This is a genomic window from Paracoccus liaowanqingii (assembly GCF_004683865.2).
Taxonomy (GTDB): Bacteria; Pseudomonadota; Alphaproteobacteria; order Rhodobacterales; family Rhodobacteraceae; genus Paracoccus; species Paracoccus liaowanqingii.
The window spans coordinates 962,824-985,735 of record NZ_CP038439.1 but is presented as its reverse complement, the minus strand read 5'-3'; the positions used below and the strand labels follow the sequence as shown (position 1 = coordinate 985,735).

Sequence of the window (22,912 nt, the reverse complement as noted above, 5' to 3'; positions counted from 1 at the left end):
GGCCTCAGGCTCCTACGGGTTGGCGCAGCCGCACGGGCAGGCCGGGATCGGATTGCTCCAGCCAGAAGCGGCGAAGCAGGTTGCGCGCCACCAGGGCACGGTAATCGGCGCTGGCCCGCATGTCGGACAGCGGCGTGAAATCCTGCGCCAGCGCGCGGGCGGCGGCGTCGAAGCTGCTTTCCGCAAAGGGCTGGCCCTGCAGCGCGGCCTCGGCGGCCCGGGCGCGCTTGGGGGTGGCGGCCATGCCGCCGAAGGCCAGCCGGGCGTCCGTGATCACCCCGCCTTGCACCTCGAGGCACAGGCCCGCCGCCACCGCCGTGATGTCGCTGTCATGGCGCTTGGTGATCTTGTAGGCGGCGATGCGCGCGCCTGCCCGGGTCGGGATGACGATCCGTTCCACGAACTCGCCGGGCGCGCGGTCCTGCTTGCCGTAGTCCAGGAAGAAATCCTCCAGCGGCAGCTCGCGCCGCGCGTCCCCGCGCCGCAGCACGATCCGCGCACCGAGCGCGATCAGCAGCGGCGGCGTGTCCCCGATGGGCGAGCCGTTGGCGATGTTGGCGCCGATCGTGCCCATGTTGCGCACCTGCCAGCCGCCGATCCGCAGCCAGTAATCATGGGCTTCGGGGATGTGGCAGGCGATCAGGGGGGCGGCCTCGGAATAGGTGACGCCCGCGCCAAGATGCAGGTCGCCGTCCTCGACGCGGATGTCCTTCATCAGGTGGCCGATGAAGACGGCGGGGCTGATGTCGCGCAGGAACTTGGTCACCCACAGCCCGACATCGGTGCCGCCCGCGACCAGCGTGGCCTGCGGCTGGTCCAGCAGGACCTGCGCCAGATCGTCGGCGTCAGCGGGGATGATGGCGCGGTCGGCGCCGCGCGCCAGTGTGATCCGCCCGCCCGCCATGCCGGCCAGCCGGGCGGTGACCGAGGCGCGTTCGCGGGCCAGCGCGTCCTGCGCCTGGCCCCCGGCGGCGCCTGCGGCCAAGGCCGCGGTGATGATCGGCTGATAGCCGGTGCAGCGGCAGATGTTGCCCTGCAGCGCCACCTCGATGGCGGCCTCGTCCGCCTGCGGGTCGGTCATCCACAGACCATAGAGCGCCATGACGATGCCCGGCGTGCAGAAGCCGCACTGGCTGCCATGATGCTCGACCATCGCGGCCTGCACGGGATGCAGCCCGCCGTCGGGGCCGCGCAGATGCTCGATCGTCACGACATGGGTGGCGTGGCAGGAGGCCAGCAGCCGGATGCAGGCATTCACCGGCTCGTAGACCAGCCCGCCCTCGGTCAGGCGGCCCAGCAGCACGGTGCAGGCGCCGCAATCGCCCTCGGCGCAGCCCTCCTTGGTGCCGGTCAGGCGGCGGGCCAGGCGCAGATGGTCCAGCAGCGTGTCCGACGCGCCCACCTCGGTCAGGGCGACCTGTTGGTCGTTGAGCAGAAACCGCAGCTGGGTCATGGTGATCCTTCCTCGCTTGGTCCCGATGCTAGGCGGAAATGGATGGTTGCGAAATCGGGCGCGGCATAGAAGACTTTACACGTCTCATTGAAAGCGGGCCACCCTCATGTCCTATCTGGAAAGCCTGCGCGTCTTCGTGAGGGTGGTCGAGCTGGGCTCGATCACCGCCGGAGGCAGGGATCTGCGCCTTTCCCCGGCAGTTGCCTCGAATCGTATCAAGGATCTTGAAAATCGCTTCGGGCTGCGGCTGCTGAACCGCACCACCCGCAAGCTGACCCCGACCGAGATCGGGCGCGCCTTCTATGACCATGCCCGCCGGGTGATCGAGACGCTGGACGAGGCCGAGGCGCTGATCGGCAGCTTCTCGGGCAAGCCGCAGGGGGTGATCCGGCTGACCGCGCCCCTGGGGCTGGGGCGACGGCTGATCGCGCCGCTGGTCCCGCCCTTCTGCGCGGCCAATCCCGGGGTCGAGATCCGGCTGCGCCTGTCGGACCGCAACGTCAACATCGTCGAGGATGCCATCGACCTGGCCTTCTTCCTGGGCGAGCCCGCGGATTCGGCGCTGAAATGGCGCAAGATCGCGGACTGCCCGCGCGTGCTGGTCGCGGCCCCCGCCTATCTGGCGCGCGAGGGGGTGCCCGAGGGGCCCGACGATCTGGCCGGGCACAACTGCCTGCTGCTGCGCTATCCGCGCAGCCCGGAATATTTCTGGACGCTGCAGACGCCCGAGGGGCCGCGCAAGATGATGGTGCAGGGGCGCTTCGACACCGATGACGGCGACGTGCTGACGGGGTGGGCGCTGGACGGCCACGGGATCGCGAACCGGCCCATGTACGAAGTCGCGGGCGATCTGGCGGCGGGGCGGCTGGTCGAGGTGCTGGCCCGTCACCGCCCCCTGCCCGCCCAGTTCGGCTGCCTGACGCCGCATCGGCGGCTGCAGGACCCCAAGGTGCGGCTGTTCGCCGATCACGCGGTGCGCGAGCTGCGCCCGCTGTTCTGACCGCCGGTCCGACCCCTGCCCCGACCGGCGCCTAGAGCCCCGCGACCGCGGATGCGCCGACCTGCCGGAACCAGCGCAGGATCAGGTCGCGCTCGGCATCCTCCATTCCGGTGATGTTGGCGGGGGGCATCGCGTCGGTCAGCCCGGCCTGGACATAGATGTCGCGCGCGGCGCGGGCGATGTCAGCGGGCGTTTCCAGCAGCACCCCCTTGGGGGCGTGATGGATCCCCTCCCAGACCGGCTCGCGGGCATGGCACATCGAGCAGCGGCCGATCACGGCATTGGCGGCCTCGTCAAAGCCCGGACCCTCGGCGAAGCGCGCCTCGACCGGCGTCAGCGGGCGGGCCATCGCTTCGTCATAGCTGTCCTGGTTCACGCCCAGGGCCGACAGCCACATGACCCCGATGAACAGCATCACCGTCACCGCCCAGGTCCACCAGCGATAGCCCCTGCGGGCATGCATGGTGTTGAAGAAATGCCGGATCGTCACCCCCATCAGGAAGATCAGCGCCGCGATCAGCCAGTTGTACTGGCTGGCGAAGGCCAGGGGGTAGTGGTTCGACAGCATCAGGAAGATCACGGGCAGCGTCAGGTAGTTGTTGTGGGTGGACCGCAGCTTGGCGATCTTGCCGTATTTCGGATCGGGCGCGCGGCCCGCCTTGAGGTCGGCCACCACGATGCGCTGGTTGGGCATGATGATCAGGAACACGTTCGCGGTCATGATCGTCGCGGTGAAGGCGCCCAGATGCAGCAGCGCCGCCCGGCCCGTGAAGATCTGGTCATAGGCCCAGCCCATCGCCACCAGCGCCACGAACAGCAGCCCCATCAGCACCGTGGGCCGGTTGCCCAAGGGCGACTTGCACAGCCCGTCATAGATCAGCCAGCCCAGGGCCAGCGACCCGGCCGAGATCGCGATGCCCTGCCAGATGGCCAGATCGGCCTTGGCGGGCTCGATCAGGTACAGGTTCGCGCCCGCCCAGTAGGTGACCATCAACAGCGCCGCGCCCGACAGCCAGGTGGCATAGCTTTCCCATTTGAACCAGGTCAGATGCTCGGGCATCCGCTCGGGCGCGACCAGGTATTTCTGGACATGGTAGAAGCCGCCGCCATGGACCTGCCATTCCTCGCCATGCGCGCCCTTGGGCATGCCGGGCGCCTTCTGCAGGCCCAGATCCAGCGCGATGAAGTAGAAGGACGACCCGATCCAGGCGATGGCGGTGATGACATGGGTCCAGCGGACGGCGAAGGCCAGCCACTCCCACAGGATGACGGTTTCCGGGATCATCTCAGCTGCCCCGATAGGTCGAATAGCCGAAGGGAGAGACCAGCAGCGGCACGTGGTAGTGATCGTCACGCGACATGCCGAAGCGGATCGGGATCACGTCCAGAAAGCGCGGGCTTTCGGCAAGCACCCCCGTCGCATCCATCCAGGCGCCGGCGTGGAATTCCAGCTCGTAGGTACCGGTGACGAAGGCCTCCTCGGGCAGGATGCGCGCATCGGTGCGCCCGTCGGCATTGGTGCGCATCCGGGCCAGTACGTGGCGCGTGCCGCCATCGAGGCGGCTCAGCACCACCTCCATCCCCGCGGCGGGCGCGCCCCGGGCGGTGTCCAGAACATGGGTCGTCAGATAGCCCGCCATCGCGGCTCTCCCTTGCTGCGTTTTCCCCGTGATACCCGCTTCCGGTCGGCAATCGAGCCACGGGCATCGCAAGGCAGTCTATAGGGATCGTGGACAATCGCCCGCAACCCGCCTGTGCGTCCGCCACTGCCCCGACCCCGACGATCCCCAGCTAAGACCCGCGCGCGCCGATCGGAAACGCTTTTCCCGCCGGGCCCTGCGCGTGCCGCCCGCACTGCCGCCGGATTGGGCAGCGGTCGCACCCGCCGCCCCCGAAAAACCGCCCGTCTCGCGGGATTTTCCCCCTTGTGCGGGGCGATGTTCGCCGTCACCACAAGGCAGCATCGTCAACGGAGGCAGAATGGCCGATCCGATCCGCCGCCGGGGCCGCCCGCCCAAGGCGCAGGTTCCCCTGCCCGGCACCGTGCAGGCGCTGGACCGCGCGCTGGACCTGCTGGACCTGCTGGCCGCCCGTCCCGGCCTGACGCTCTCCGAGGTGGCCGAACATGCGGCCCAGCCCCCCTCGACCGTGCACCGCGTCCTGCACACGCTGGCCACGCGCGGCATGGTGGAAAGCGATCCCGCGACCCAGGCCTGGAATATCGGCCCGCAGGCCTTCCGGTTGGGGTCGGCCTTCATGCGCCGCTCGGGGATCGTGGAGCGCGCCCGCCCGATCCTGCGCGCACTGATGGAACATACCGGAGAGACGGCAAACCTCGGCATCCTGCAAGGCGACGCCGTGCTGTTTTTGAGCCAGGTCGAGACGACCGAGACGATCCGCGCCTTCTTTCCGCCGGGCACCCGCTCGCCGCTGCATGCCTCGGGGATCGGCAAGGCGCTCTTGGCTTTCGGAGCGGCGGGCGGCGCCACGGGTCCGCTGCAGGGCGCGGCGCCGCTGGCGCGCTTCACCGACAACACCCTGACCGACCGCCAGGCGCTGCAGGCGGATCTGGCGCGCATCCGCCATCGCGGATTCTCCTTCGACGACGAGGAGCGCACGCGCGGCATGCGCTGCATCGCGGCCCCGGTCTTCGACCTGTCGGGCGAGGCGGTGGCCGGGGTCTCGGTCAGCGGCCCCGCGCACCGGATCGCGGCCGAGCACGTGAAGACCCTGGGCGCGGTGGTGGCCGCCGCCGCCGCCAGCCTGACCGAGGCGATGGGCGGCCAGACGCCCTGAGCCCCTAGTGGCCGCCGAAGAAGGTGTATTTCGCCACGAACATCGCCGCGATGATCCAGGTCGCGGCATGCACCTCTCGGGCGCGGCCGGTCAGCAGCTTGATCAGCGCATAGCTGATGAAGCCGAAGGCCAGCCCGTTGGCGATGGAATAGGTGAAGGGCATGGCGATGGCCGTCAGGACCGCGGGCGCGGCCTCGGTCACGTCGTCCCAATCGACCTCGGACAGCTCGCGCACCATCAGCGTGGCGACATACAGAAGCGCCGGCGCCGTGGCATAGGCCGGGACCGCGCCCGCCAGCGGCGCAAAGAACATCGCTGCCAGGAACAGCACGCCCACGACCACCGCCGTCAGCCCGGTCCGGCCCCCCGCCTGCACGCCCGAGGCGCTTTCGACATAGGCCGTGGTGGACGAGGTGCCCAGCAGCGCGCCTGCCGTGATCGCCGTCGAATCGGCCATCAGCGCGCGGCCCAGGGCGGGGTTCTGGTGGGTCGGCCCCTCGGTCAGCAGGCCCGCGCGCTTGGCCACCCCGATCAGCGTGCCGGTCGCGTCGAAGACCTCGACCAGCACCATCACCAGCACGACCTGCACGATGCCGAAGGTCAGCGCGCCCATCAGGTCCATCTGCAGGAAGGTGGGCGCGATCGAGGGCGGCATCGACACCACGCCGCCGAACTGGCTGACGCCTAGGGCGATGGCGGCCAGCGTGGTCACCAGGATGCCGATCAGGATCGCGCCGGTCACCTTCAGCGCGTCCAGCGCCACGATGACGAAGAACCCCGCGATGGTCAGCAGCGTCCCCGTCGCCGTCAGGTCGCCCAAGGCCACCAGCGTGGCCGGGCTGTCCACCACGATCCCCGAGGATTGCAGCGCGATGATCGCCAGGAACAGCCCGATCCCCGCCGCGATGGCGCTGCGCATGGACGACGGGATGCCCGCGATCAGCCAGCGCCGGATGCCGGTGGCCGACAGGAACAGGAAGATCAGGCCGCTGATGAACACCGCCCCCAGGGCCTGCTGCCAGGTGAAGCCCATCATGCCCACGACCGTGAAGGCGAAGAAGGCGTTCAGCCCCATGCCCGGCGCCATGCCGATGGGCCAGTTGGCCCACAGCCCCATGATCAGCGATCCCAGGGCCGCCGCCAGGCAGGTGGCCACGAAGACCGCGTCCCGGTCCATGCCGGTCGTGGCCAGGATGTCGGGATTGACGAAGATGATATAGGCCATCGTCAGGAAAGTGGTGATGCCGGCGATCACCTCGGTCCTGACGCTGGTTCCCTTGTCCGACAGCTTGAAGTAACGGTCCATGACCCCCCCTTTGGCAGCGGCCTTGTTGGGCTGCCTTTCGGCGCAGCCTGGGCCCGGCGGGCCTGGGCGACAATGCCCGCCCGCCCGCAAGTCTTTCAATGCCCGATTGAAAAGCAGTGGGATCTTTGCGGTTTCCTTGATACAGAATTCGGCGTCTGCCCGCTTGCCGTCGCCCGCGCTGCGCGCTTTTCTGGCAGCGTCACGACCTTGGGCCCAAAGGGGACTTCGATGCGCTACAGCCGCGATCTGCGAGGATATGGCGAAACCACCCCCGATCCCCGCTGGCCGGGCGGCGCCCGCATCGCGGTCCAGATCGTGCTGAATTACGAGGAGGGCGGCGAGAACAGCATCGAGCATGGCGACCCCGCCTCCGAGGCGTTCCTGTCCGAGATCATCGGCGCGCAACCCTGGCCCGGGCAGCGGCACTGGAACATGGAATCGATCTACGACTACGGCGCGCGCTCGGGCTTCTGGCGGATGCACCGGCTGCTGAAGGACATCCCCGTCACCGTCTACGGCGTGGCCACCGCGCTGGAGCGCAGCCCCGAACAGGTCGCCGCCATGCAGTCCGCCGGGTGGGAGATCGCGACCCACGGGCTGAAATGGATCGACTATCGCAACGTGCCCGCCGAGGTCGAGGCCGACCACATCGCCCAGGCCGTGGCCCTGCACACGGCGGTCACCGGCCAGCGCCCCCATGGCTTCTATCAGGGGCGCACCTCGATGAACACGGTGGCGCTTGGCTGCGAGGAAGGCGGCTTCGCCTATCTGGCCGACACCATCGCGGACGAGCTGCCCTATTGGCATGTCCACAAGGACAGGCCGCAGCTGATGGTGCCCTATACGATGGACGCCAACGACATGCGCTTTTCCAGCGGTCAGGGCTTCGGCACCGGCACCGATTTCTTCGACTACCTCCGCGACAGCTTCGACATGCTTTACGCCGAGGGCGCGGCGGGGGCGCCCAAGATGATGTCCATCGGGTTGCATTGCCGCTTGGCGGGTCGGCCCGGACGCGCCATGGCCATCCAGCGGTTCCTGGACCATGCCCGCGCACATGAGGGGGTCTGGTTCGCCTCGCGCCTGGACATCGCCCGCCACTGGGCCGAGGAACACCCCTATTGGCCCCGCCCCCGCCCCTCGCAGATGGCGCGCGCCGATTTCGTCGCCCGCTTCGGCAGCATCTACGAGCATTCGCCCGTCATCGCCGAACGGGTCTGGGACGCCGAGATGGGGGCCGTCCATGACAGCGCCCAAGGCCTGGCTGCCCGCATGGCGCAGGTCTTCCGGCAGGCCTCCGAGGCCGAGCGGCTGGCGGTGCTGAACGCCCATCCCGATCTGGCCGGAAAGCTGGCGCAGGCGAAGCGCCTGACCTCGGACAGCAGCGCCGAACAGGCCAGCGCGGGGCTGGATGCCCTGACCGACGCCGAGCGCGCCGGGTTCACGCAGCTGAACGAGGCCTACATGGCCAAGCACGGCTTCCCCTTCATCATCGCGGTGCGCGACCATGACAAGGCGGGCATCCTGTCGGCCATGCAGGCGCGCCGGGACAACGACACCGCGACCGAACGCGCCACCGCCGAGGCCCAGGTGATCCGCATCGCCACCCTCCGCCTGCAGGAGATCCTTTCGTGACCGACCAGACCCCCGACCACCAGACTGCCGACAGCCCGCCCGAAGGTGCCCCCACCGGCGACATCGCCCGCGTCCTGCCCGCGCAGCATGCCGGGCCCTATGCGGGTCCGGTGGCGGGCCTGCCGCCGCAGACCGGCATGACCACCGACACGGCGGTCTTCACCACCGCCTATGCGGTCATCCCGCGCACGGTCATGCGCGACATCGTCACCAGCTATCTGCCCGGCTGGCAGGGCATGCGCTTCTGGATGCTGGCCCGCCCCCTGTCGGGCTTTGCCGAGACCTTCAGCCAGTACATCGTCGAACTGGCCGAGGGCGGCGGCAGCGAGACCCCCGATGACGACCCTGAAATTCAGCACGCGATCTTCGTCACCGGCGGCGACATGCAGGTGATCATTGACGGGACCGAGCATCTGCTGACCCCCGGCGGCTTCGCCTATATCCCGCCCGGCACGCCCTGGCGGGTGCGCAACCGCACGGCGGGGCCCGCGGGGTTCCACTGGTGGCGCAAGCGCTGGCAGCCGGCGGCCGGGACCGATCGGCCCGACCCCATCGTGGTGCAGGAACAGGACATCGCGCCCTCGATGATGCCCGACACGGACGGGGCCTGGGGCACGACGCGCTTCATGGACCCCGCCGATCTGCGCCACGACATGCACATCACCGTGGTGACCTTCAAGCCCGGCGGCTCGATCCCCTTCGCGGAAACCCATGTGATGGAACACGGCCTCTTCGTGCTGGAGGGCAAGGCAGTCTATCGCCTGAACCGCGACTGGATCGAGGTCGGACCGGGCGACTTCATGTGGCTCCGCGCCTTCTGCCCGCAGGCCTGCTATGCGGGTGGCCCGGGACCGTTCCGCTACCTGCTCTACAAGGACGTGAACCGCCACGCGCCCCTCTGGCCCAACCGTTGAGGCCGGGGGCATCGGTCACTTCATCGGATCATGGCCCCAGTTCATCAGGGAGAAGCGCCAGTCGCTCGTCTCCTTGTCCTCGTCGGGCCCGCCCTGCGCCAAATGGCGCTTGATATAGCCGTTGACCTTGGCCATGTGCGACCAGTCGTCCTCGGTCAGGTCGGCCTTCTTCTTGTCCTTGATGCGCAGGATGTGGCGGCCGGACTTGTGGCCGGTGCTTTCGCCCTCGCCGCCGGTATCGCCGACGGACTTGCTGTCCTCGGTCTCCAGCCAGTCCTTCAGCTCGGTCGGGGTCATGTTGACCAGCTCCTGCCAGTCGCTCCAGGTGTCGTCCTGCGCTGCCATCATGTCCTCCGTGACGGGCTGTGGGGGCCGAACACCCGCGCGCGGGGCGCGGTTCCCCGCCCTCAGCCCTTGGTGGCGCCCACGGCGGGGGTGATGGTCCGCGCCCGGACGCGCGCCTCGCGCCAGGTGATGTAGCTGATCGCCCCGATCATCAGCCCGCCGCCCAGCAGCACCCATCCGTCCATCGGCTCGTGGAACACCAGCACGCCCACGAGGCTGGCCCAGACCAGCTGCAGGAAGGTCACCGGCTGCGTCACCGCCAGGGGCGCGGCCGCGAAGGCCCGCGTCATCGTGTAATGCCCGGTGGTGGCGAAGACCGCGACCAGCCCCAGCCAGCCCAGCTGCGCCCAGCTGGGCGGCACCCATTGCGCGATGGCCAGCGGCGCCAGCCCCACCGCCACCATCAGCGACATCATCGCCACCACCACCGAGGCCGGCACCCGCCCCGACAGCTGCTTGGCCACCAGATAGGACGCCCCGAAGGCGACCGAGGCCAGGACCTGAGACAGATGCCCGGGATCCAGCTCGCGCAGCCCCGGGCGCAGCACGATCAGCGCGCCCATCAGCGCGACGCCCACCGCGATCATCCGCCGCGCCGCCAGCCGCTCGCCCAGAAACAGCGCCGCGCCCAAGGTCACGATGATCGGGTTGAGAAAGCCGATGGCGGTCACCTCGGCCACGGTGATGCGCGACATGGCATAGAACCACGCGACAACCGCCACCACATGCAGCGCGCCGCGCAGCGCGAACATGCCCCAGACATCGCGGGGAAACCCGCCCCGCAGGGCACCCAGGATCACCGGGGCCAGGAAGACCAGCCCGAACAGGAACCGGATGAAGGCCGCCTGCGAGGCAGGCAGCGCCCCCTCCAGCCCGCGCACGATGGTGTTGACGCCGACGAAGCACAGCCCCGTCACCAGCATCCAGCCCATGCCGACCAGATCGCGGCGCGTGTGAGGTTCCATCTGCATCATCTGCAATTGTCGGGTTTTCCCCATGGACGCAAGCCCCCACGAGAGCCGCGCCCCTCACAGACGCGGCCTCCCCCATTCATCTTGGCAAAAATATCCCGGGGTCCGGGGCAGAGCCCCGGTTCCCCCCCTCACAACTGCGCCGCGACCTCTTCCGAGATGTCGAAGTTGCCCGTCACCGTCTGCACGTCGTCGTCATCCTCCAGCGTGTCGATCAGCCGCATCAGCTTCTGCGCGGTTTCCAGGTCGGTCACCTCGGTCGGCGCCTGCGGCTTCCAGATCAGCTTGGCGGTGTCGGCATCCCCCAGGGAGGCCTCCAGCGCCGCCGCGACCTCGTTCAGCGCCGTGTCCGCGCAATAGATCCAATGGCCCTCGTCGTCGCTTTCCACGTCGTCGGCGCCGGCCTCGATCGCGGCCAGCATGACCGTGTCGGCATCGCCCGCGGACGCGGGATAGACGATCTCGCCCACCCGGTCGAACATGAAGCTGACCGACCCGGTCTGGCCCATGTCGCCGCCCGACTTGGTGAAGTAGCTGCGCACGTTCGACGCGGTGCGGTTGCGGTTGTCGGTCATCGCCTCGACCACCAGCGCGATGCCGTTGGGGCCGTAACCCTCATAGCGAATCTCGTCATAGCTCTCGGCATCGCCGCCTTGCGATTTCTTGATGGCGCGATCGATCACGTCCTTGGGGACGGATTTGACCTTGGCCTCCTTGACGGCCATGCGCAGGCGCGGGTTCTTCTCGGGATCGGGATCGCCCATCTTGGCGGCGACGGTGATCTCTTTGGCCAGCTTCGAGAACAGCTTGGACCGCAGCTTGTCCTGCCGGCCCTTGCGGTGCTGGATGTTGGCCCATTTGGAATGACCTGCCATGTCGGGTCGTCCTTCGTCATGCGGTAAAAACAGGAATGTCGGGCGCTTCTAGTCCAGCCTGCCCCCTCATCGCAAGACGAACCGGAAAGACCCGGCACGCGTTCGGGGCAAAGGATCCGATTTCGGACCGAAGGGACATGATGACAACCGACCAGATGATGCTGTTCGCCCTGCTGGGCGTGATCGTGGGACTGATGCTGTGGGGGCGGTGGCGCTACGACCTCGTGGCCTTCGCGGGGCTGATGGCGGCGGTGCTTCTGGGGCTGGTCCCCTCGACCGAGGCCTTCTCGGGCTTCGGCAATCCGACCACGCTGATCGTGGCGCTGGTCCTGATCGCCACGGCGGGGCTGACGCGGTCGGGCGCGGTGGCGCGGCTGGCGCGGCTGATGTCGGGGCGCGACCGGGGCACCACCGGGCACATCCTGCTGTTCGGGGGCGTGGGCGCGCTGCTGTCGGGCTTCATGAACAACATCGCCGCACTGGCCATGCTGATGCCGGTCGACCTTCAGACCGGGCGCAAGCTGGGCCGTGCGGCGGGGCTGACGCTGATGCCGCTGGCCTTCGCCACGATCCTCGGCGGCATGCTGACGCTGATCGGCACGCCGCCCAACCTGATCGTCTCGGGCTTTCGCGCCGACGTGCTGGGCGAGCCCTACCGCATGTTCGACTTCCTGCCAGTGGGCGGCGCCGTGGCGCTGGCGGGCCTGGCCTTCATCGCCCTGATCGGCTGGCGGCTGATCCCCCGCCCCGACGAAAGCGAGGCCGGCACCGATGCCGACAGCCGACAGCGCCGCTATGTCGCCAGCCTCGTGCTGACCGAGGCCAGCCTGACCGCCTCGCGCACCATCCGCGAGGCCCGGGCCGAGGCGGCGGGCGCGGGCGTGCGCATCACCGGCCTGATCCGCCACGGGCAGGAGGTGGCGGGCCCGCTGGACGATCAGGCCTTGGCGGACGGCGACATCCTGATCCTGCGCAGCACGCCCGGCAGCCTGGACGAGTTCCGATCGACCTCGAACCTGGCCTTTCCCGACGGGCGGCAGGAGCCCCGCGCCCGCAAGGATGCCGAGGGCCAGCAGCTGATCGAATGCCTGGTGTCGGTCGCGGCCGAGATCGCGGGCCGCTCGGCGCAGAGCTTCGGGCTGGCCAACCGGCATGACAGCGTGCTGATCGGGCTGCGGCGCGACGGCGTGGCCCTGCGGCGCGGGTTGGCCCGGCAGGAGCTGCGCGCGGGCGACATGCTTCTGGTGCTGGTCCCGGAAAGCCGCATGGCCGACATGCTGGCCGCGACCGGCCTGCTGCGCCTGGACGGGGGCAGCCTGCCCGTGCAGCGCGAGCGCCACATGCGCGCGGCGGTGGGGCTGTTCGCGCTGGCCGTGCTGGCCGCCACCTTCGAGCTGACGACGATGCCCATCGCGCTCGGCTGTGTCATCGTGGCCTATGTGCTGTTCGGGGTGCTGTCGGTGAACGAGCTCTACGATCATGTCGACTGGCCGGTGATCGTGCTGCTGGGCTCGATGATCCCGCTTGGACTGGCGCTGGACCAGACCGGCGGCTCGGCCCTGATCGCCGGGGGGCTGGCGCAGCTGACCCAAGGCTATCCGGCCTGGGTCGCGCTGGTCCTGCTGATGGGGGGCACGATGTTCCTGTCGGACGTGCTGAACAACAACGCGACCACGATCATCGCGGCCCCCGTCAGCATCCGGCTGGCCGAACAGCTGCAGGTGCAGCCCGACGCCTTCCTGATGGGGGTGGCGGTCGCGGCCTCCTGCGCGTTCCTGACGCCCATCGGGCACCAGAACAACACGCTGATCCTGGGCCCGGGCAACTACCGCTTCGGCGACTACTGGCGCATGGGCCTGCCGCTGGAGATCATCGTGATGGTCGTGGCCGTGCCGCTGCTGCTGATCGTCTGGCCGCTGTGACGCAGACCCCCCGACATGCAAAACGCGGCCCGAGGGGGCCGCGATCAGCAGGTCGACAGGATGTCGTCCGGTCTTTAGAGGGCGGCCGAGCCGCCCAGGATGCGACGGACTTCGCCGTCGCGCGTCAGGCCCTTGGCCGCCAGTTCCTGGTCGGACAGCTGGCTCAGGCGGTTCAGCGCCTTCATCTGCGGGCTGGCTTCGGCCAGCATGATCATGAAACGTCCCACGGCGCGGAACGGCGCCAGCAGGGCTGCGCCCGAAAAGCCATTGGACGGGCGGTCGACAGAAGCGATGGTAGCCATTGCGGAAACTCCTTGCACGAGAAAGGCCGTTTCCTCCCCTGCACCCTAGATCGGGCTTCGGGGCGAATTTCACAACCGACGATGCTGCATGGCAGCATTGCGGCTGAGTCAAGCAAGACGCATGGAACTATCCGTGCAGCGGCCAGACCAGCGGGATCACGATCGCCGCCACCACCGCCATCAGCAGGTTCAGGGGCAGGCCGACCTTGATGAAGTCGGCAAAGCGATAGCCGCCCGGCCCGTAGACCAGGGTGTTCGTCTGATAGCCGATGGGCGTGGCAAAGCTGGCGCTGGCCCCCATCATCACCGCGACGACCAGCGGGCGCGGATCGACGCCCAGGGTCAGGCCCAGGCTGATCGCCACAGGCGTCACGATGACCGCGACCGCATTGTTCGTCACCGTCTCGGTCAGCGTGGTGGCCAGCATGTAGACGGCCAGCACCAGCGCCCAGGGGGGCAGCGTGACCATCCAGGGGGCGACCCGGTCCACGACCAGCTGCACGGCGCCGCTGTTCTCCAGCCCGGCGCCCACGGCCAGCATGGCGAAGATCAGCGCCATCAGGCGCCCGTCCACGAAGGACAGCGCCTCGTCGGCATCGATGCAGCGGGTGCCCAGCACGACCGCCACGCCGATGAAGGCCAGCAGCAGGATCGGCGCGACCTCGAAGGCCGACAGGATCACCACGCCCAGCAGCACCGCCACGACGATGGGCGCATGGCGGCGGCGATAGGCGCGGTCCGAGGGCGCGTTGACCTCGACCATGTCCATGTCGCTGGCCAGGCGCTGGATGTCGGCCGGGGCCCCCTCCAGCAGCAGCGTGTCGCCCACGCGCACGACCAAATCGTCCAGCTGCCGCCCGATGTTCTGGTTCTTGCGATGCGCCGCCAGCACATAGACGCCATAGCGGCGCCGCAGGCGCATGGATCCCAGGCTGCGCCCGACCATGTGGCAGCCCGGCGTGATCAGCACCTCGACCGTCGAGGTCTCGACCGAGGACAGCTTGTCGACCATGCGCAGGTCCTTGTGGGTCTGCAGGCCCAGCACCTCGGACATCGGCGTGCGCAGCACGACCCGGTCGCCCTCCTCCAGCGCGACGGCGGCCAGGTCGCGGCGCAGCGAGGCGTCGCCGCGCAGCACGTCGATCACGCGGGCATTGTCGCGGGCAAAGATGTCGATGTCGTCCAGCCGCCGGCCCACCAGGCCCGAGCCCTCGGGGATCGCCACCTCGGTGAAGAACTTCATCTTGCTGCGCCCCGACAGCAGCTGCGACATGGAATCGCGGTCGGGCAGCAGGCGCGGGGCGAAGATCAGCAGATAGGTCACCCCAACGATCGCCATGGGCAGGCCCACCCAGGTGATCTCGAAGATGGTGAAATGCTCCATCCCCGAGGCCTGCGCCACGCCGTCGACCAGCAGGTTGGTCGAGGTGCCGATCAGCGTCATCGTGCCGCCCAGGATCGACAGATAGGACAGCGGGATCAGCAGCTTGGAGGGGGACTTGCCCATCTCCTTGGCCAGCTGCATGAAGATCGGCATCATCACCACGACCAGCGGCGTGTTGTTGACGAAGGCCGACATGATGCAGACCAGGATCGAGACCGAGGCCAGCGTCAGCATCGGATGCGCCCCGGCATGGCGCGCGGCCCTCTGGCCGATCCAGTCCAGCGCGCCGGTCCGCACCAGCCCGCCCACGATGATGAACATGAAGGCGATCGTCCAGGGCGCCGAGTTCGACAGCACCCCCGCGATGGCGCTGGTATCCAGGATGCCCAGGGACAGAAGCGTGACCGCGCCGATGATGGCGGTGACCTCGGGGGGATAGGTTTCGCGGATGAACAGGGTCAGCATCGCGATGATGATGAAGATGGTGACGACCGCACTGGTCGTCCCGGTCAATTCAAATCCGAACATTCACAACTCTATCCTGCCGCGGGCCGTGCCGCATTCGGGCACTCTGCGCCGGAACCCCGAGGCGCCGCAACCCGTCTTCGCGGGTGCGGCAAGACCCCGCGGCGGCGCCCCTATCTTCTTCATTAAATATCCTGCAGGGGGTCGCCGGCGGGTGCGTCCCTGGTCCGAGGACTAGCTGAGGAGGAGCGACGCAAGGTCCCCCCGGGCCCGGCGCACGCCGCCGCGCGGCCCTCAGAGGTCGGGAACCGGATGCGTCGCCGCCAGCCGCCCGCCGTCGCGCAGGGGCACGACGCTGCGCGCCAGCCCGGTGCGGTCATCGGTCTCGACCAGCACGCCCGACAGGGTCGCCTCGCCCTCGGCCGGGGTAAAGCGGTCCCGCGCCATGCCGGTGATGAAGCGGCGCAGCGGCTCGGTCTTGTCCATGCCGATGACGCTGTCATAGTCGCCGCACATGCCCGCATCGCTCTGGAACGCCGTGCCGCGCGGCAGGATCTGCGCATCGGCCGTGGGCACATGGGTGTGGGTGCCGACGACCAGGCTGGCGCGGCCGTCGCAGAAATGGCCCACGGCCATCTTCTCGCTGGTCGCTTCGGCATGGATGTCGACCAGCGCCGCCTGCACCATGCCGCCGGGCGGATGCGCCCGCAGCACCGCGTCCAGCGCCGAGAAGGGATCATCATAGGGCCGCGACATGAACACCTGCCCCAGGGCCTGCACGATCAGCGCCTTGCGCCCGCGCGCATCGCTGATCACCGCATGGCCCCGGCCCGGCGCCTCGCGCGCGAAGTTCAGGGGGCGGATGATGCGCGGCTCGCGCTCGATGAAGGTCAGCATGTCCTTCTGATCGAAGGCATGGTCGCCCAGGGTCAGGGCATCGGCCCCGGCCTGCAGCAGCAGCTGCGCGTGACCGGCGGTGACGCCGCGCCCGCCGCTGGCGTTTTCCGCATTCACGATCACAAGGTCGGCCTTCAGCCGTGCCCGCAGGCCCGCCAGCCGTTCGGTGATCGCCCGACGGCCCGCGCGGCCCATCACATCGCCAAGGAAGAGGATTTTCATGCCGCCCTGCTAGGCGAAAGCCCGGGGCAACTCAAGCCCACATGGACGGGTTCAAACATCGGCCATCGTCTGCCCAACCGGCAGGCAGACAGCAAAAAGGGCCGCCCGAGGGCAGCCCTTTCCGTTAGCTCGCAATCAGCGTCGGTTCAGACGAACTGCACGTTGGTCGCCGATTCGCGACCGTCACGGCCACGCTCCAGCTCGAACGTCACTTTCTGGCCATCGGCGGGAGCCGACAGGCCCGCGCGCTCAAGAGCCGAAATGTGCAGGAAAACGTCCTGACGGCCGCCTTCCGGTTGAATGAAGCCGAAGCCTTTGGTGCTGTTGAACCATTTCACGGTGCCGTTGGCCATCGTGAGATCTCCTGTCTAAGTTACCACCCGCAGAATGCAGTGGCTTGGCCGTCAGATTAACAAAGCAGACTGAAGGCAGAACCAGACAGGATGCAGAGAATTTAACGTAGCCAAGCCTTAGTAACGCCGCGCGACTCATCATGCAAGAGAAATCTGGTGCCGGCTGAGGGATTTGAACCCCCGACCCCCTGATTACAAATCAGACGCTCTACCACTGAGCTAAGCCGGCATGCCGATCCGTTACCGCGAGAGGCGCGTTTGCGCAAGTCACGCGTGGCCCTGCCCCGTGCGTCCCCCGCCCAGGTTGGTGCGTGCCAGCAGCGCCACCGCCAGCAGGCCCACCGCCATGACCAGAAGGGCGGCCGGGGCGGCATTGCCCAGATCCTCCAGGCTGGCGCGTTCATGGGTGCGGGTGGCCAAGGTCTCGAAGTTGAAGGGACGCAGCAGCAGCGTGGCGGGCAGTTCCTTGACGCAGTCGACGAAGACCAAGAGCAGCGCCGCCCCGACCGAGCCGCGCATCATCGGCAGGTAGACGGCGCGCAGCACGCCCGCATTGGCCCGGCCCAAGGACCGCGCCGCCATGGGCAGCGAGGGCGGCACGCGGGTGAAGGCCGCGTCGATCGCCCCCTGCCCGATGGCGAAGAACCGCACCAGATAGGCCAGAACGATGGCCGCGCCCGTGCCCGTCACGATCAGCCCGGGATCGGTGCCGGTCAGCGCCAGCCAGCCATCCGCGACCTTGTGGTCCAGCGCCGCCAGCGGGATCAGCAGCCCCACCGCCAGCACCGCGCCGGGCGCGGCATAGCCGATGGTCGTCACCGGCATCAGCAGGCGCGGCAGCGCGCTGCCCGACAGCCGCGCGCCATAGACCATGACCAGCGCCAGCGCGACGGTCAGCACCGCCGCCACCCCGCCAAGCGACACGGTGTGCCACGCCGCCCGAACCAGCCCCGGCGACAGCCAGCCCTGCGGATAGGAGGCCGCATAGGTCGCGATCACCGCGACCGGCAGCACGAATCCGATGGCGAAGGGCAGCGCGCAGGCCAGCATCGCCGCCAGCCCCGGCAGGGCGCGCAGCCGCTGGCGCTGGATCGGGCGCGGCTGGCGGGCGCTCTGGTGATAGCGGGCCCGCCTGCGGGCGAATCGCTCCCACAGGGCCAGCACCATGATCAGGGCCAGCATGGCGCAGGCGATCTGGGCCGCGCCCCCGGCATTGCGACGCTCCAGCCAGGTGGTGAAGATGCCGGTGTTCAGCGTCTGCACGCCGAAATAGCTGACGACGCCGTAATCCGCGACCGCCTCCATCATCGCGATGGCCGAGCCCGCGACGATGGCCGGGCGCGCCAGCGGCAGGCCCACGCGGGCGAACAGCCCCCAGGGGCCGGTGCCAAGCGCGCGGGCGACCTCGTAGGCGCTGCCGGACTGTTCGTGCAGCGCCGCGCGGGTCAGCAGGTAGACATAGGGGTAAAGCGCCGCCGCCAGCACCACGATCGCCGCCTCGATCGAGCGGATGCGGGGGAACCAGTAGTCGCGTGCCGTCTCCCATCCGAACCAGCCGCGCAGGGCGATCTGGACGGGTCCGGAATAGTCCAGGAAATCGGCCAGCGCATAGGCGCCGATATAGGCGGGCACGGCCAGGGGCAGCAGCAGCAGCCATTGCAGCGCGCCGCGGCCCGGGAAATCGTACATGCTGACCAGCCAGGCCGATCCGGTGCCCATCGCGGCGGCCAGAAGCCCGGTCCCCAGGGCCAGCGCGACCGTGTTGCCGAAATAGCGCGGCATGACGGTCGACAGCAGATGCGGCCAGATGTTGTCGGTCGGGTTGGCGGCGATCCAGGCCACCGACAGCACCGGCAGCAGGACCAGCCCCGCGACCAGCACCGCGGCGATCGACCACCCGCGCCCGCCGCCCTGGCGCAGGGCGTGATCGGCATGGGCGCTGCGGGACGGGTCTGGCGCGGTCCGGGTCATCCGGCTGGCGATATGCCAAAGCGGTTTGACTGTCCACGCCGGACGCGTAATCTGCGCGCGAGCGACCGGCAGGGCCGGCGACCGAAGATGACAGCCAAGAAGAAGAAACGGGGACAGCGATGCAGATGGTATTCCACATGGGGGTGCATGGCACCGACGGCGACCGGCTGCTGAAGACCCTGCTGGACAACAAGGCCGGGCTGCAGAAGGTCGGCACCGAGGTCGTCCCCCCCGAGCGCCACAAGAGCGTCTTCGACGACGCGCTGCGATCCCTCAACGGCGGCACCGCGACCCCCGAGATGGAGGAGATCATGCTGGACGCGATCCTGGAAAGCGACCATCCGTCGCGGGTGGTGATGTCCACCTGGACCTTCCAGGGGGCGCCGGGCCGGGCGGTGGGGCGCACCGGGCTCTATCCCAAGATCGGCGCGCGCACGGCGGCGCTGGCGCAGCTGTTCCCCTCGGCGCAGACCGAGTTCTTCCTGGCGATCCGCAACCCCGCCACGCTGCTGGCCGAGGTGCTGCCGCAGTTCAGCGGCAACGGCTACGAGGATCTGATGCAGGGCTGCCACCCGCTGGAGCTGCGCTGGCGCGACGCCATCCACCGGCTGCTGCGGGCCGCGCAGGGGCGGCGGGTGGTGCTGTGGTGCCACGAGGACGTGCCGCTGATCTGGCCCGAGGTCGTGCGCCTGACGGGCGACCTGCCCCATGACGCGCCGCTGACCGGCGGCACGGGCTTCCTTCAGGACCTGCTGGACGACCGGGGGATGGCCGCGCTGACCGAGGCGATGACCGACCGCGACCAGATGGACATCTTCCAGCGCCGCCGGATCCATGCCGACATCCTGCGCGACCACGCCCTGCCCGACGCGCTGGATCAGGAGATCGACCTGCCCGGCTGGACGCAGGACCTGGTCGACCAGGTGACCGACACCTATCGCTCGGACGTGGCCGAGATCGCGGTCCTGCCGGGGGTCGAGTTCATCCTGCCCTGAGGGGCGACAGGCCCCCCGGGCGGGACCGATGCCCGCCCGAGGGGCCGGGGCTCAGACCATGCCCAAGGCGGCCTTGTACATGTCCAGGATCGCCTCTTCCTCGGCGATGTCGTCCTTGTCGCGGCGGCGCAGGGCGATGATCTGCTTCATCACCTTGGTGTCGTAGCCGCGGGCCTTGGCCTCGGCCATGACCTCTTTCTGGCGCTCGGCGATGTCCTTCTTCTCGGCCTCCAGCTGCTCGAACTGCTCGATGAACTGGCGCAGCTCGTCGGCTGCGACTCCGTAAGCCTGATCGTCCTGCATCAAAGAAATCCCTTCCTGTCAGTTCGGCCTGCCTGTTAGGCGGTCTTGTTGCGCGGTGCAATCGCCGCTAGGTGACACGCGCGCGACATCCGCCCTGTGCAAGGAGCCTGCCATGACGACCTACGACTTGATCATCTGGGTCGGAGCGGCCCTGACCCTGGCCGGGCTTGCGGGCCTGGTCTGGTGCATCCTGACCGTCACCCGCGCCCGACGCCGCGGGATCGACGACGCCGCGCTGCGCGTGAAGATGCGCGGCGTGCTGGCGGTGAACATGGCGGCGCTGGCGGCCTCGACCATCGGGCTGATGATGGTGGTGATCGGCATCATCCTGTCGCGCTGACGCCTTGGGCCCCGCCAAGGGGGCCCGGCGCTTGGCGCTTGACTTTCGCGGTCCCCTGCCCCATCTGTCCCCCATCGCCGTCCACTGCCGCGTGAGCAGCCACGGGCCCTGCCCGACCGACGCCGACATTCATTCAAGTTTCCCATTCACGCGGGGAGGCAGCAGGCATCCTCGTATCACGCCTGCACCCCTCACGAGCCGCGCGCTGACAGCGTGGCCCCTGCCTTTGCATCCGATACGAGGGATGCGGGGGACGAAAGTTTTTTCATGGACCAGAACACCACCCGTCGCCGCCCGAACCGTGGCGGCAAGTCGACCCCCAGCCGTGCCCCGCATGCAGGCTTTTCCAACGAGGGCCGCAACGCCCCGGCGCGCGAACCGATCACCGTCGGCCCCTTCGCCGACATGGGCATCGATCACCGCATCAACGCCAACATCATCGCGATGGGCCTGACCACGCCCACGCCGATCCAGGAACAGGGCATTCCGGCCATCGTGAACGGGCGTGACGTGCTGGGCCTGGCCCAGACCGGCACCGGCAAGACGGCGGCCTTCGGCCTGCCGATGCTGACCCGCCTGATCAACTACGGCAAGAAGCCCGACCCCAAGACCTGCCGCGCGCTGATCCTGGCGCCGACCCGCGAACTGGCCACCCAGATCGCGACGAACATCGACGCCTATGCCGAGGGCACGCCGATCCGGTCGTTCCGCGTCGTGGGCGGCGCGTCCATCAACACCCAGACCGAGCGCCTGTCGCGCGGCGTCGACGTGCTGATCGCGACGCCGGGCCGCCTGATGGACCTGATCGAGCGTCGCGCGATCAGCCTGGAGGCCACCACCTATCTGGTGCTGGACGAGGCCGACCAGATGCTGGACATCGGCTTCATCCACACGCTGCGCAAGATCGCCCGGATGCTGCCGCGCGAGCGTCAGACGCTGATGTTCTCGGCCACCATGCCGAAACTGATGTCGGAACTGTCGGATACTTATCTGACGAACCCGCTGAAGGTCGCCGTGAACCCTCCGGGTCAGGCTGCCAAGAAGATCGAGCAGGGCGTGCATTTCGTCACTCAGGGCGACAAGGCCAAGCTGCTGGCCGACTACATGTCCAAGCATACGACCGAGATGGCGATGGTCTTCGGCCGCACCAAGCATGGCTGCGACAAGCTGGCCAAGCTCTTGGACAGCTGGGGTTTCGCGGTCGCCGCGATCCACGGCAACAAGAGCCAAGGCCAGCGCGAGCGCGCCCTGGAGGCGTTCCGCAAGGGCGAGACCAAGGTGCTGGTCGCGACCGACGTGGCGGCGCGCGGCCTGGACATCCCGGACGTGGCCCACATCTACAACTATGACCTGCCGAACGTGCCCGAGAACTATGTCCACCGCATCGGCCGGACCGCGCGGGCGGGCCGTGACGGGCGCGCCGTGGCCTTCTGCTCGCCCGCCGAGCTGGGAGAGCTGCGCGCCATCGAGAAGGCGATGAAGAACACCATCCCCGTGATCGGTGGAGAGGTCCCTTCGGCAGCCGCCGCAGCCGCCGCCGGGTCGCCCGGCGGGCCGCAGCGCGGACGCGGCAAGCCGATGGGCGGCAAGCCCATGGATGCGGGTGCCGGCAAGCGCCCGGCGCGTCGCCCCTCGCGCGCGCCGAAAAGCCGCATGGCCTGAGGTACGTCGCCCCGGCCTTGGTCCGGCGGCGCTGCCGCGTCGTGGATATTTGAGTGAAGAAGAAGCCGCGGGATGCAGATCCCGCGGCTTTGGCTTGTGGGGCCTGTCCCATGCGGGTAAGCGGCGGCGTCATGGCCAAGCTGTATTTCCATTATTCGACAATGAACGCGGGCAAGAGCACCCTGCTGCTGCAGGCGGCCTACAACTATCGCGAGCGCGGGATGGAGGTGCTGCTGATGACCGCGGCCCTGGACGACCGGGCCGGCATGGGCCGCATCGCCAGCCGGATCGGCATCGCCGAGGCGGCGATGACCTTCGACAGCGCCTCGGATCTGGACACGCTGATCGCCGCCGCCTCGCCGCAGCCCGCCTGCGTCTTCGTGGACGAGGCGCAGTTCCTGACCCCCGAGCAGGTCTGGCAGCTGGCCCGCGTGGTCGACGACCGGGGCATTCCCGTCATGTGCTATGGCCTGCGCGTCGATTTCCGGGGCGCGCTGTTCCCCGGATCCACCGCGCTGCTGTCGCTGGCCGACACGCTGCGCGAGGTGCGCACCATCTGCCATTGCGGGCGCAAGGCCACCATGGTCATCCGCCGCGACGCCGCGGGCGAGGCCGTCACCCGTGGCGCGCAGGTGCAGGTCGGCGGCAATGAGACCTATGTCTCGCTCTGCCGCAGGCATTGGCGCGAGGCCGTGGGGGGCTGATCAATTCTGGGCGCGCCCGGTCTGCACGCGTTGCGGGAGCGCGGGGCTTGATGTAACCATCGACGAAACAGGCCGCCACACAGGCAAGGGGACATCT

22 protein-coding genes and 1 tRNA gene are annotated in these 22,912 nt (G+C 68.9%); 9 read left to right on the top strand and 14 right to left on the bottom strand.

All coding sequences use genetic code 11. The annotated features are described in order from the left end of the window. Positions 1-4: 4 nt before the first annotated feature. Positions 5-1,453, bottom strand: a complete 1,449-nt coding sequence (gene xdhA / locus E4191_RS04715) for a xanthine dehydrogenase small subunit (protein WP_135312372.1) — start codon at positions 1,451-1,453, stop codon at positions 5-7. Between the two features lie 106 nt (positions 1,454-1,559). On the opposite strand from xdhA, the gene E4191_RS04710 reads away from it, so the two are divergent. Continuing rightward, positions 1,560-2,453 (top strand): LysR family transcriptional regulator, encoded by an 894-nt coding sequence (locus tag E4191_RS04710; protein WP_135312371.1) that lies wholly within the window; start codon positions 1,560-1,562, stop codon positions 2,451-2,453. 31 nt (positions 2,454-2,484) lie between these two features. Here the strand turns inward: E4191_RS04710 and E4191_RS04705 are convergent, their stop codons facing one another. Then, a complete protein-coding gene (locus tag E4191_RS04705; protein ID WP_407947047.1) occupies positions 2,485-3,738 on the bottom strand; it encodes a urate hydroxylase PuuD in 1,254 nt (417 codons plus the stop codon). Position 3,739: 1 nt separating this feature from the next. Continuing rightward, a complete protein-coding gene (uraH, locus tag E4191_RS04700) occupies positions 3,740-4,093 on the bottom strand; it encodes a hydroxyisourate hydrolase (protein WP_135312370.1) in 354 nt (117 codons plus the stop codon). A gap of 340 nt (positions 4,094-4,433) precedes the next feature. Between uraH and bhcR the strand changes: the two genes are divergently transcribed. Continuing rightward, positions 4,434-5,249 (top strand): HTH-type transcriptional regulator BhcR, encoded by an 816-nt coding sequence (bhcR, locus tag E4191_RS04695; RefSeq protein ID WP_135312369.1) that lies wholly within the window; start codon positions 4,434-4,436, stop codon positions 5,247-5,249. A 4-nt stretch (positions 5,250-5,253) separates the two neighbouring features. On the opposite strand, the gene E4191_RS04690 is transcribed toward bhcR, so the two are convergent. Further along, positions 5,254-6,555: an NCS2 family permease gene (locus E4191_RS04690; protein ID WP_135312368.1), complete on the bottom strand. Its 1,302-nt coding sequence runs from the start codon at positions 6,553-6,555 to the stop codon at positions 5,254-5,256. A 228-nt stretch (positions 6,556-6,783) separates the two neighbouring features. On the opposite strand from E4191_RS04690, the gene puuE reads away from it, so the two are divergent. After that, entirely contained in the window at positions 6,784-8,190 is a 1,407-nt protein-coding gene (gene puuE / locus E4191_RS04685) for an allantoinase PuuE (RefSeq protein ID WP_135312367.1), read from the top strand. A gap of 74 nt (positions 8,191-8,264) precedes the next feature. Continuing rightward, positions 8,265-9,104, top strand: coding sequence for a bifunctional allantoicase/(S)-ureidoglycine aminohydrolase (locus tag E4191_RS04680; protein WP_269436668.1), 840 nt, complete (start codon positions 8,265-8,267; stop codon positions 9,102-9,104). A 15-nt stretch (positions 9,105-9,119) separates the two neighbouring features. On the opposite strand, the gene E4191_RS04675 is transcribed toward E4191_RS04680, so the two are convergent. The 3 genes from E4191_RS04675 to E4191_RS04665 form a co-directional block, all read right to left on the bottom strand. Further along, positions 9,120-9,452 carry a DUF3140 domain-containing protein gene (locus E4191_RS04675; RefSeq protein ID WP_135312366.1) on the bottom strand — a complete coding sequence of 111 codons (333 nt, stop codon included), beginning with the start codon at positions 9,450-9,452 and terminating at the stop codon, positions 9,120-9,122. A gap of 59 nt (positions 9,453-9,511) precedes the next feature. Then, on the bottom strand, positions 9,512-10,414 hold the full coding sequence (locus E4191_RS04670) for a DMT family transporter (protein ID WP_228461549.1): 903 nt from the start codon (positions 10,412-10,414) through the stop codon (positions 9,512-9,514). 137 nt (positions 10,415-10,551) lie between these two features. Further along, positions 10,552-11,295 carry a YebC/PmpR family DNA-binding transcriptional regulator gene (locus E4191_RS04665; protein WP_135312365.1) on the bottom strand — a complete coding sequence of 248 codons (744 nt, stop codon included), beginning with the start codon at positions 11,293-11,295 and terminating at the stop codon, positions 10,552-10,554. A gap of 140 nt (positions 11,296-11,435) precedes the next feature. Between E4191_RS04665 and E4191_RS04660 the strand changes: the two genes are divergently transcribed. Next, positions 11,436-13,217, top strand: a complete 1,782-nt coding sequence (locus tag E4191_RS04660; RefSeq protein WP_135314323.1) for an SLC13 family permease — start codon at positions 11,436-11,438, stop codon at positions 13,215-13,217. Between the two features lie 74 nt (positions 13,218-13,291). On the opposite strand, the gene E4191_RS04655 is transcribed toward E4191_RS04660, so the two are convergent. From E4191_RS04655 to E4191_RS04630, 6 genes are all read right to left on the bottom strand, one after another. Beyond that, a complete protein-coding gene (locus E4191_RS04655) occupies positions 13,292-13,519 on the bottom strand; it encodes a hypothetical protein (RefSeq protein ID WP_135312364.1) in 228 nt (75 codons plus the stop codon). 127 nt (positions 13,520-13,646) lie between these two features. Then, complete coding sequence (locus tag E4191_RS04650; RefSeq protein WP_135312363.1) at positions 13,647-15,431, bottom strand: SLC13 family permease; 1,785 nt, start codon at positions 15,429-15,431, stop codon at positions 13,647-13,649. 231 nt (positions 15,432-15,662) lie between these two features. Further along, on the bottom strand, positions 15,663-16,487 hold the full coding sequence (locus tag E4191_RS04645) for a TIGR00282 family metallophosphoesterase (RefSeq protein ID WP_135312362.1): 825 nt from the start codon (positions 16,485-16,487) through the stop codon (positions 15,663-15,665). A gap of 146 nt (positions 16,488-16,633) precedes the next feature. Next, entirely contained in the window at positions 16,634-16,840 is a 207-nt protein-coding gene (locus E4191_RS04640; protein WP_042248736.1) for a cold-shock protein, read from the bottom strand. 154 nt (positions 16,841-16,994) lie between these two features. Beyond that, positions 16,995-17,069, bottom strand: a tRNA-Thr gene (locus E4191_RS04635). Positions 17,070-17,107: 38 nt separating this feature from the next. After that, positions 17,108-18,811 carry an ABC transporter permease gene (locus E4191_RS04630; RefSeq protein WP_135312361.1) on the bottom strand — a complete coding sequence of 568 codons (1,704 nt, stop codon included), beginning with the start codon at positions 18,809-18,811 and terminating at the stop codon, positions 17,108-17,110. A gap of 119 nt (positions 18,812-18,930) precedes the next feature. Between E4191_RS04630 and E4191_RS04625 the strand changes: the two genes are divergently transcribed. After that, positions 18,931-19,806 (top strand): hypothetical protein, encoded by an 876-nt coding sequence (locus E4191_RS04625; protein ID WP_135312360.1) that lies wholly within the window; start codon positions 18,931-18,933, stop codon positions 19,804-19,806. A gap of 51 nt (positions 19,807-19,857) precedes the next feature. Here the strand turns inward: E4191_RS04625 and E4191_RS04620 are convergent, their stop codons facing one another. Continuing rightward, positions 19,858-20,109 carry a DUF2312 domain-containing protein gene (locus E4191_RS04620; protein ID WP_042248738.1) on the bottom strand — a complete coding sequence of 84 codons (252 nt, stop codon included), beginning with the start codon at positions 20,107-20,109 and terminating at the stop codon, positions 19,858-19,860. A gap of 112 nt (positions 20,110-20,221) precedes the next feature. Between E4191_RS04620 and E4191_RS04615 the strand changes: the two genes are divergently transcribed. The 3 genes from E4191_RS04615 to E4191_RS04605 all read left to right on the top strand — a co-directional run bounded on the left by E4191_RS04615 (position 20,222) and on the right by E4191_RS04605 (position 22,815). Then, positions 20,222-20,449, top strand: coding sequence for a hypothetical protein (locus E4191_RS04615; protein WP_135312359.1), 228 nt, complete (start codon positions 20,222-20,224; stop codon positions 20,447-20,449). Between the two features lie 405 nt (positions 20,450-20,854). Continuing rightward, positions 20,855-22,111 carry a DEAD/DEAH box helicase gene (locus tag E4191_RS04610; protein WP_228461675.1) on the top strand — a complete coding sequence of 419 codons (1,257 nt, stop codon included), beginning with the start codon at positions 20,855-20,857 and terminating at the stop codon, positions 22,109-22,111. A 131-nt stretch (positions 22,112-22,242) separates the two neighbouring features. Beyond that, the gene (locus E4191_RS04605; protein WP_135314322.1) at positions 22,243-22,815 is read left to right on the top strand and encodes a thymidine kinase; all 573 of its coding nucleotides are present in this window, start codon (positions 22,243-22,245) and stop codon (positions 22,813-22,815) included. The last annotated feature ends 97 nt before the right edge of the window (positions 22,816-22,912 follow it).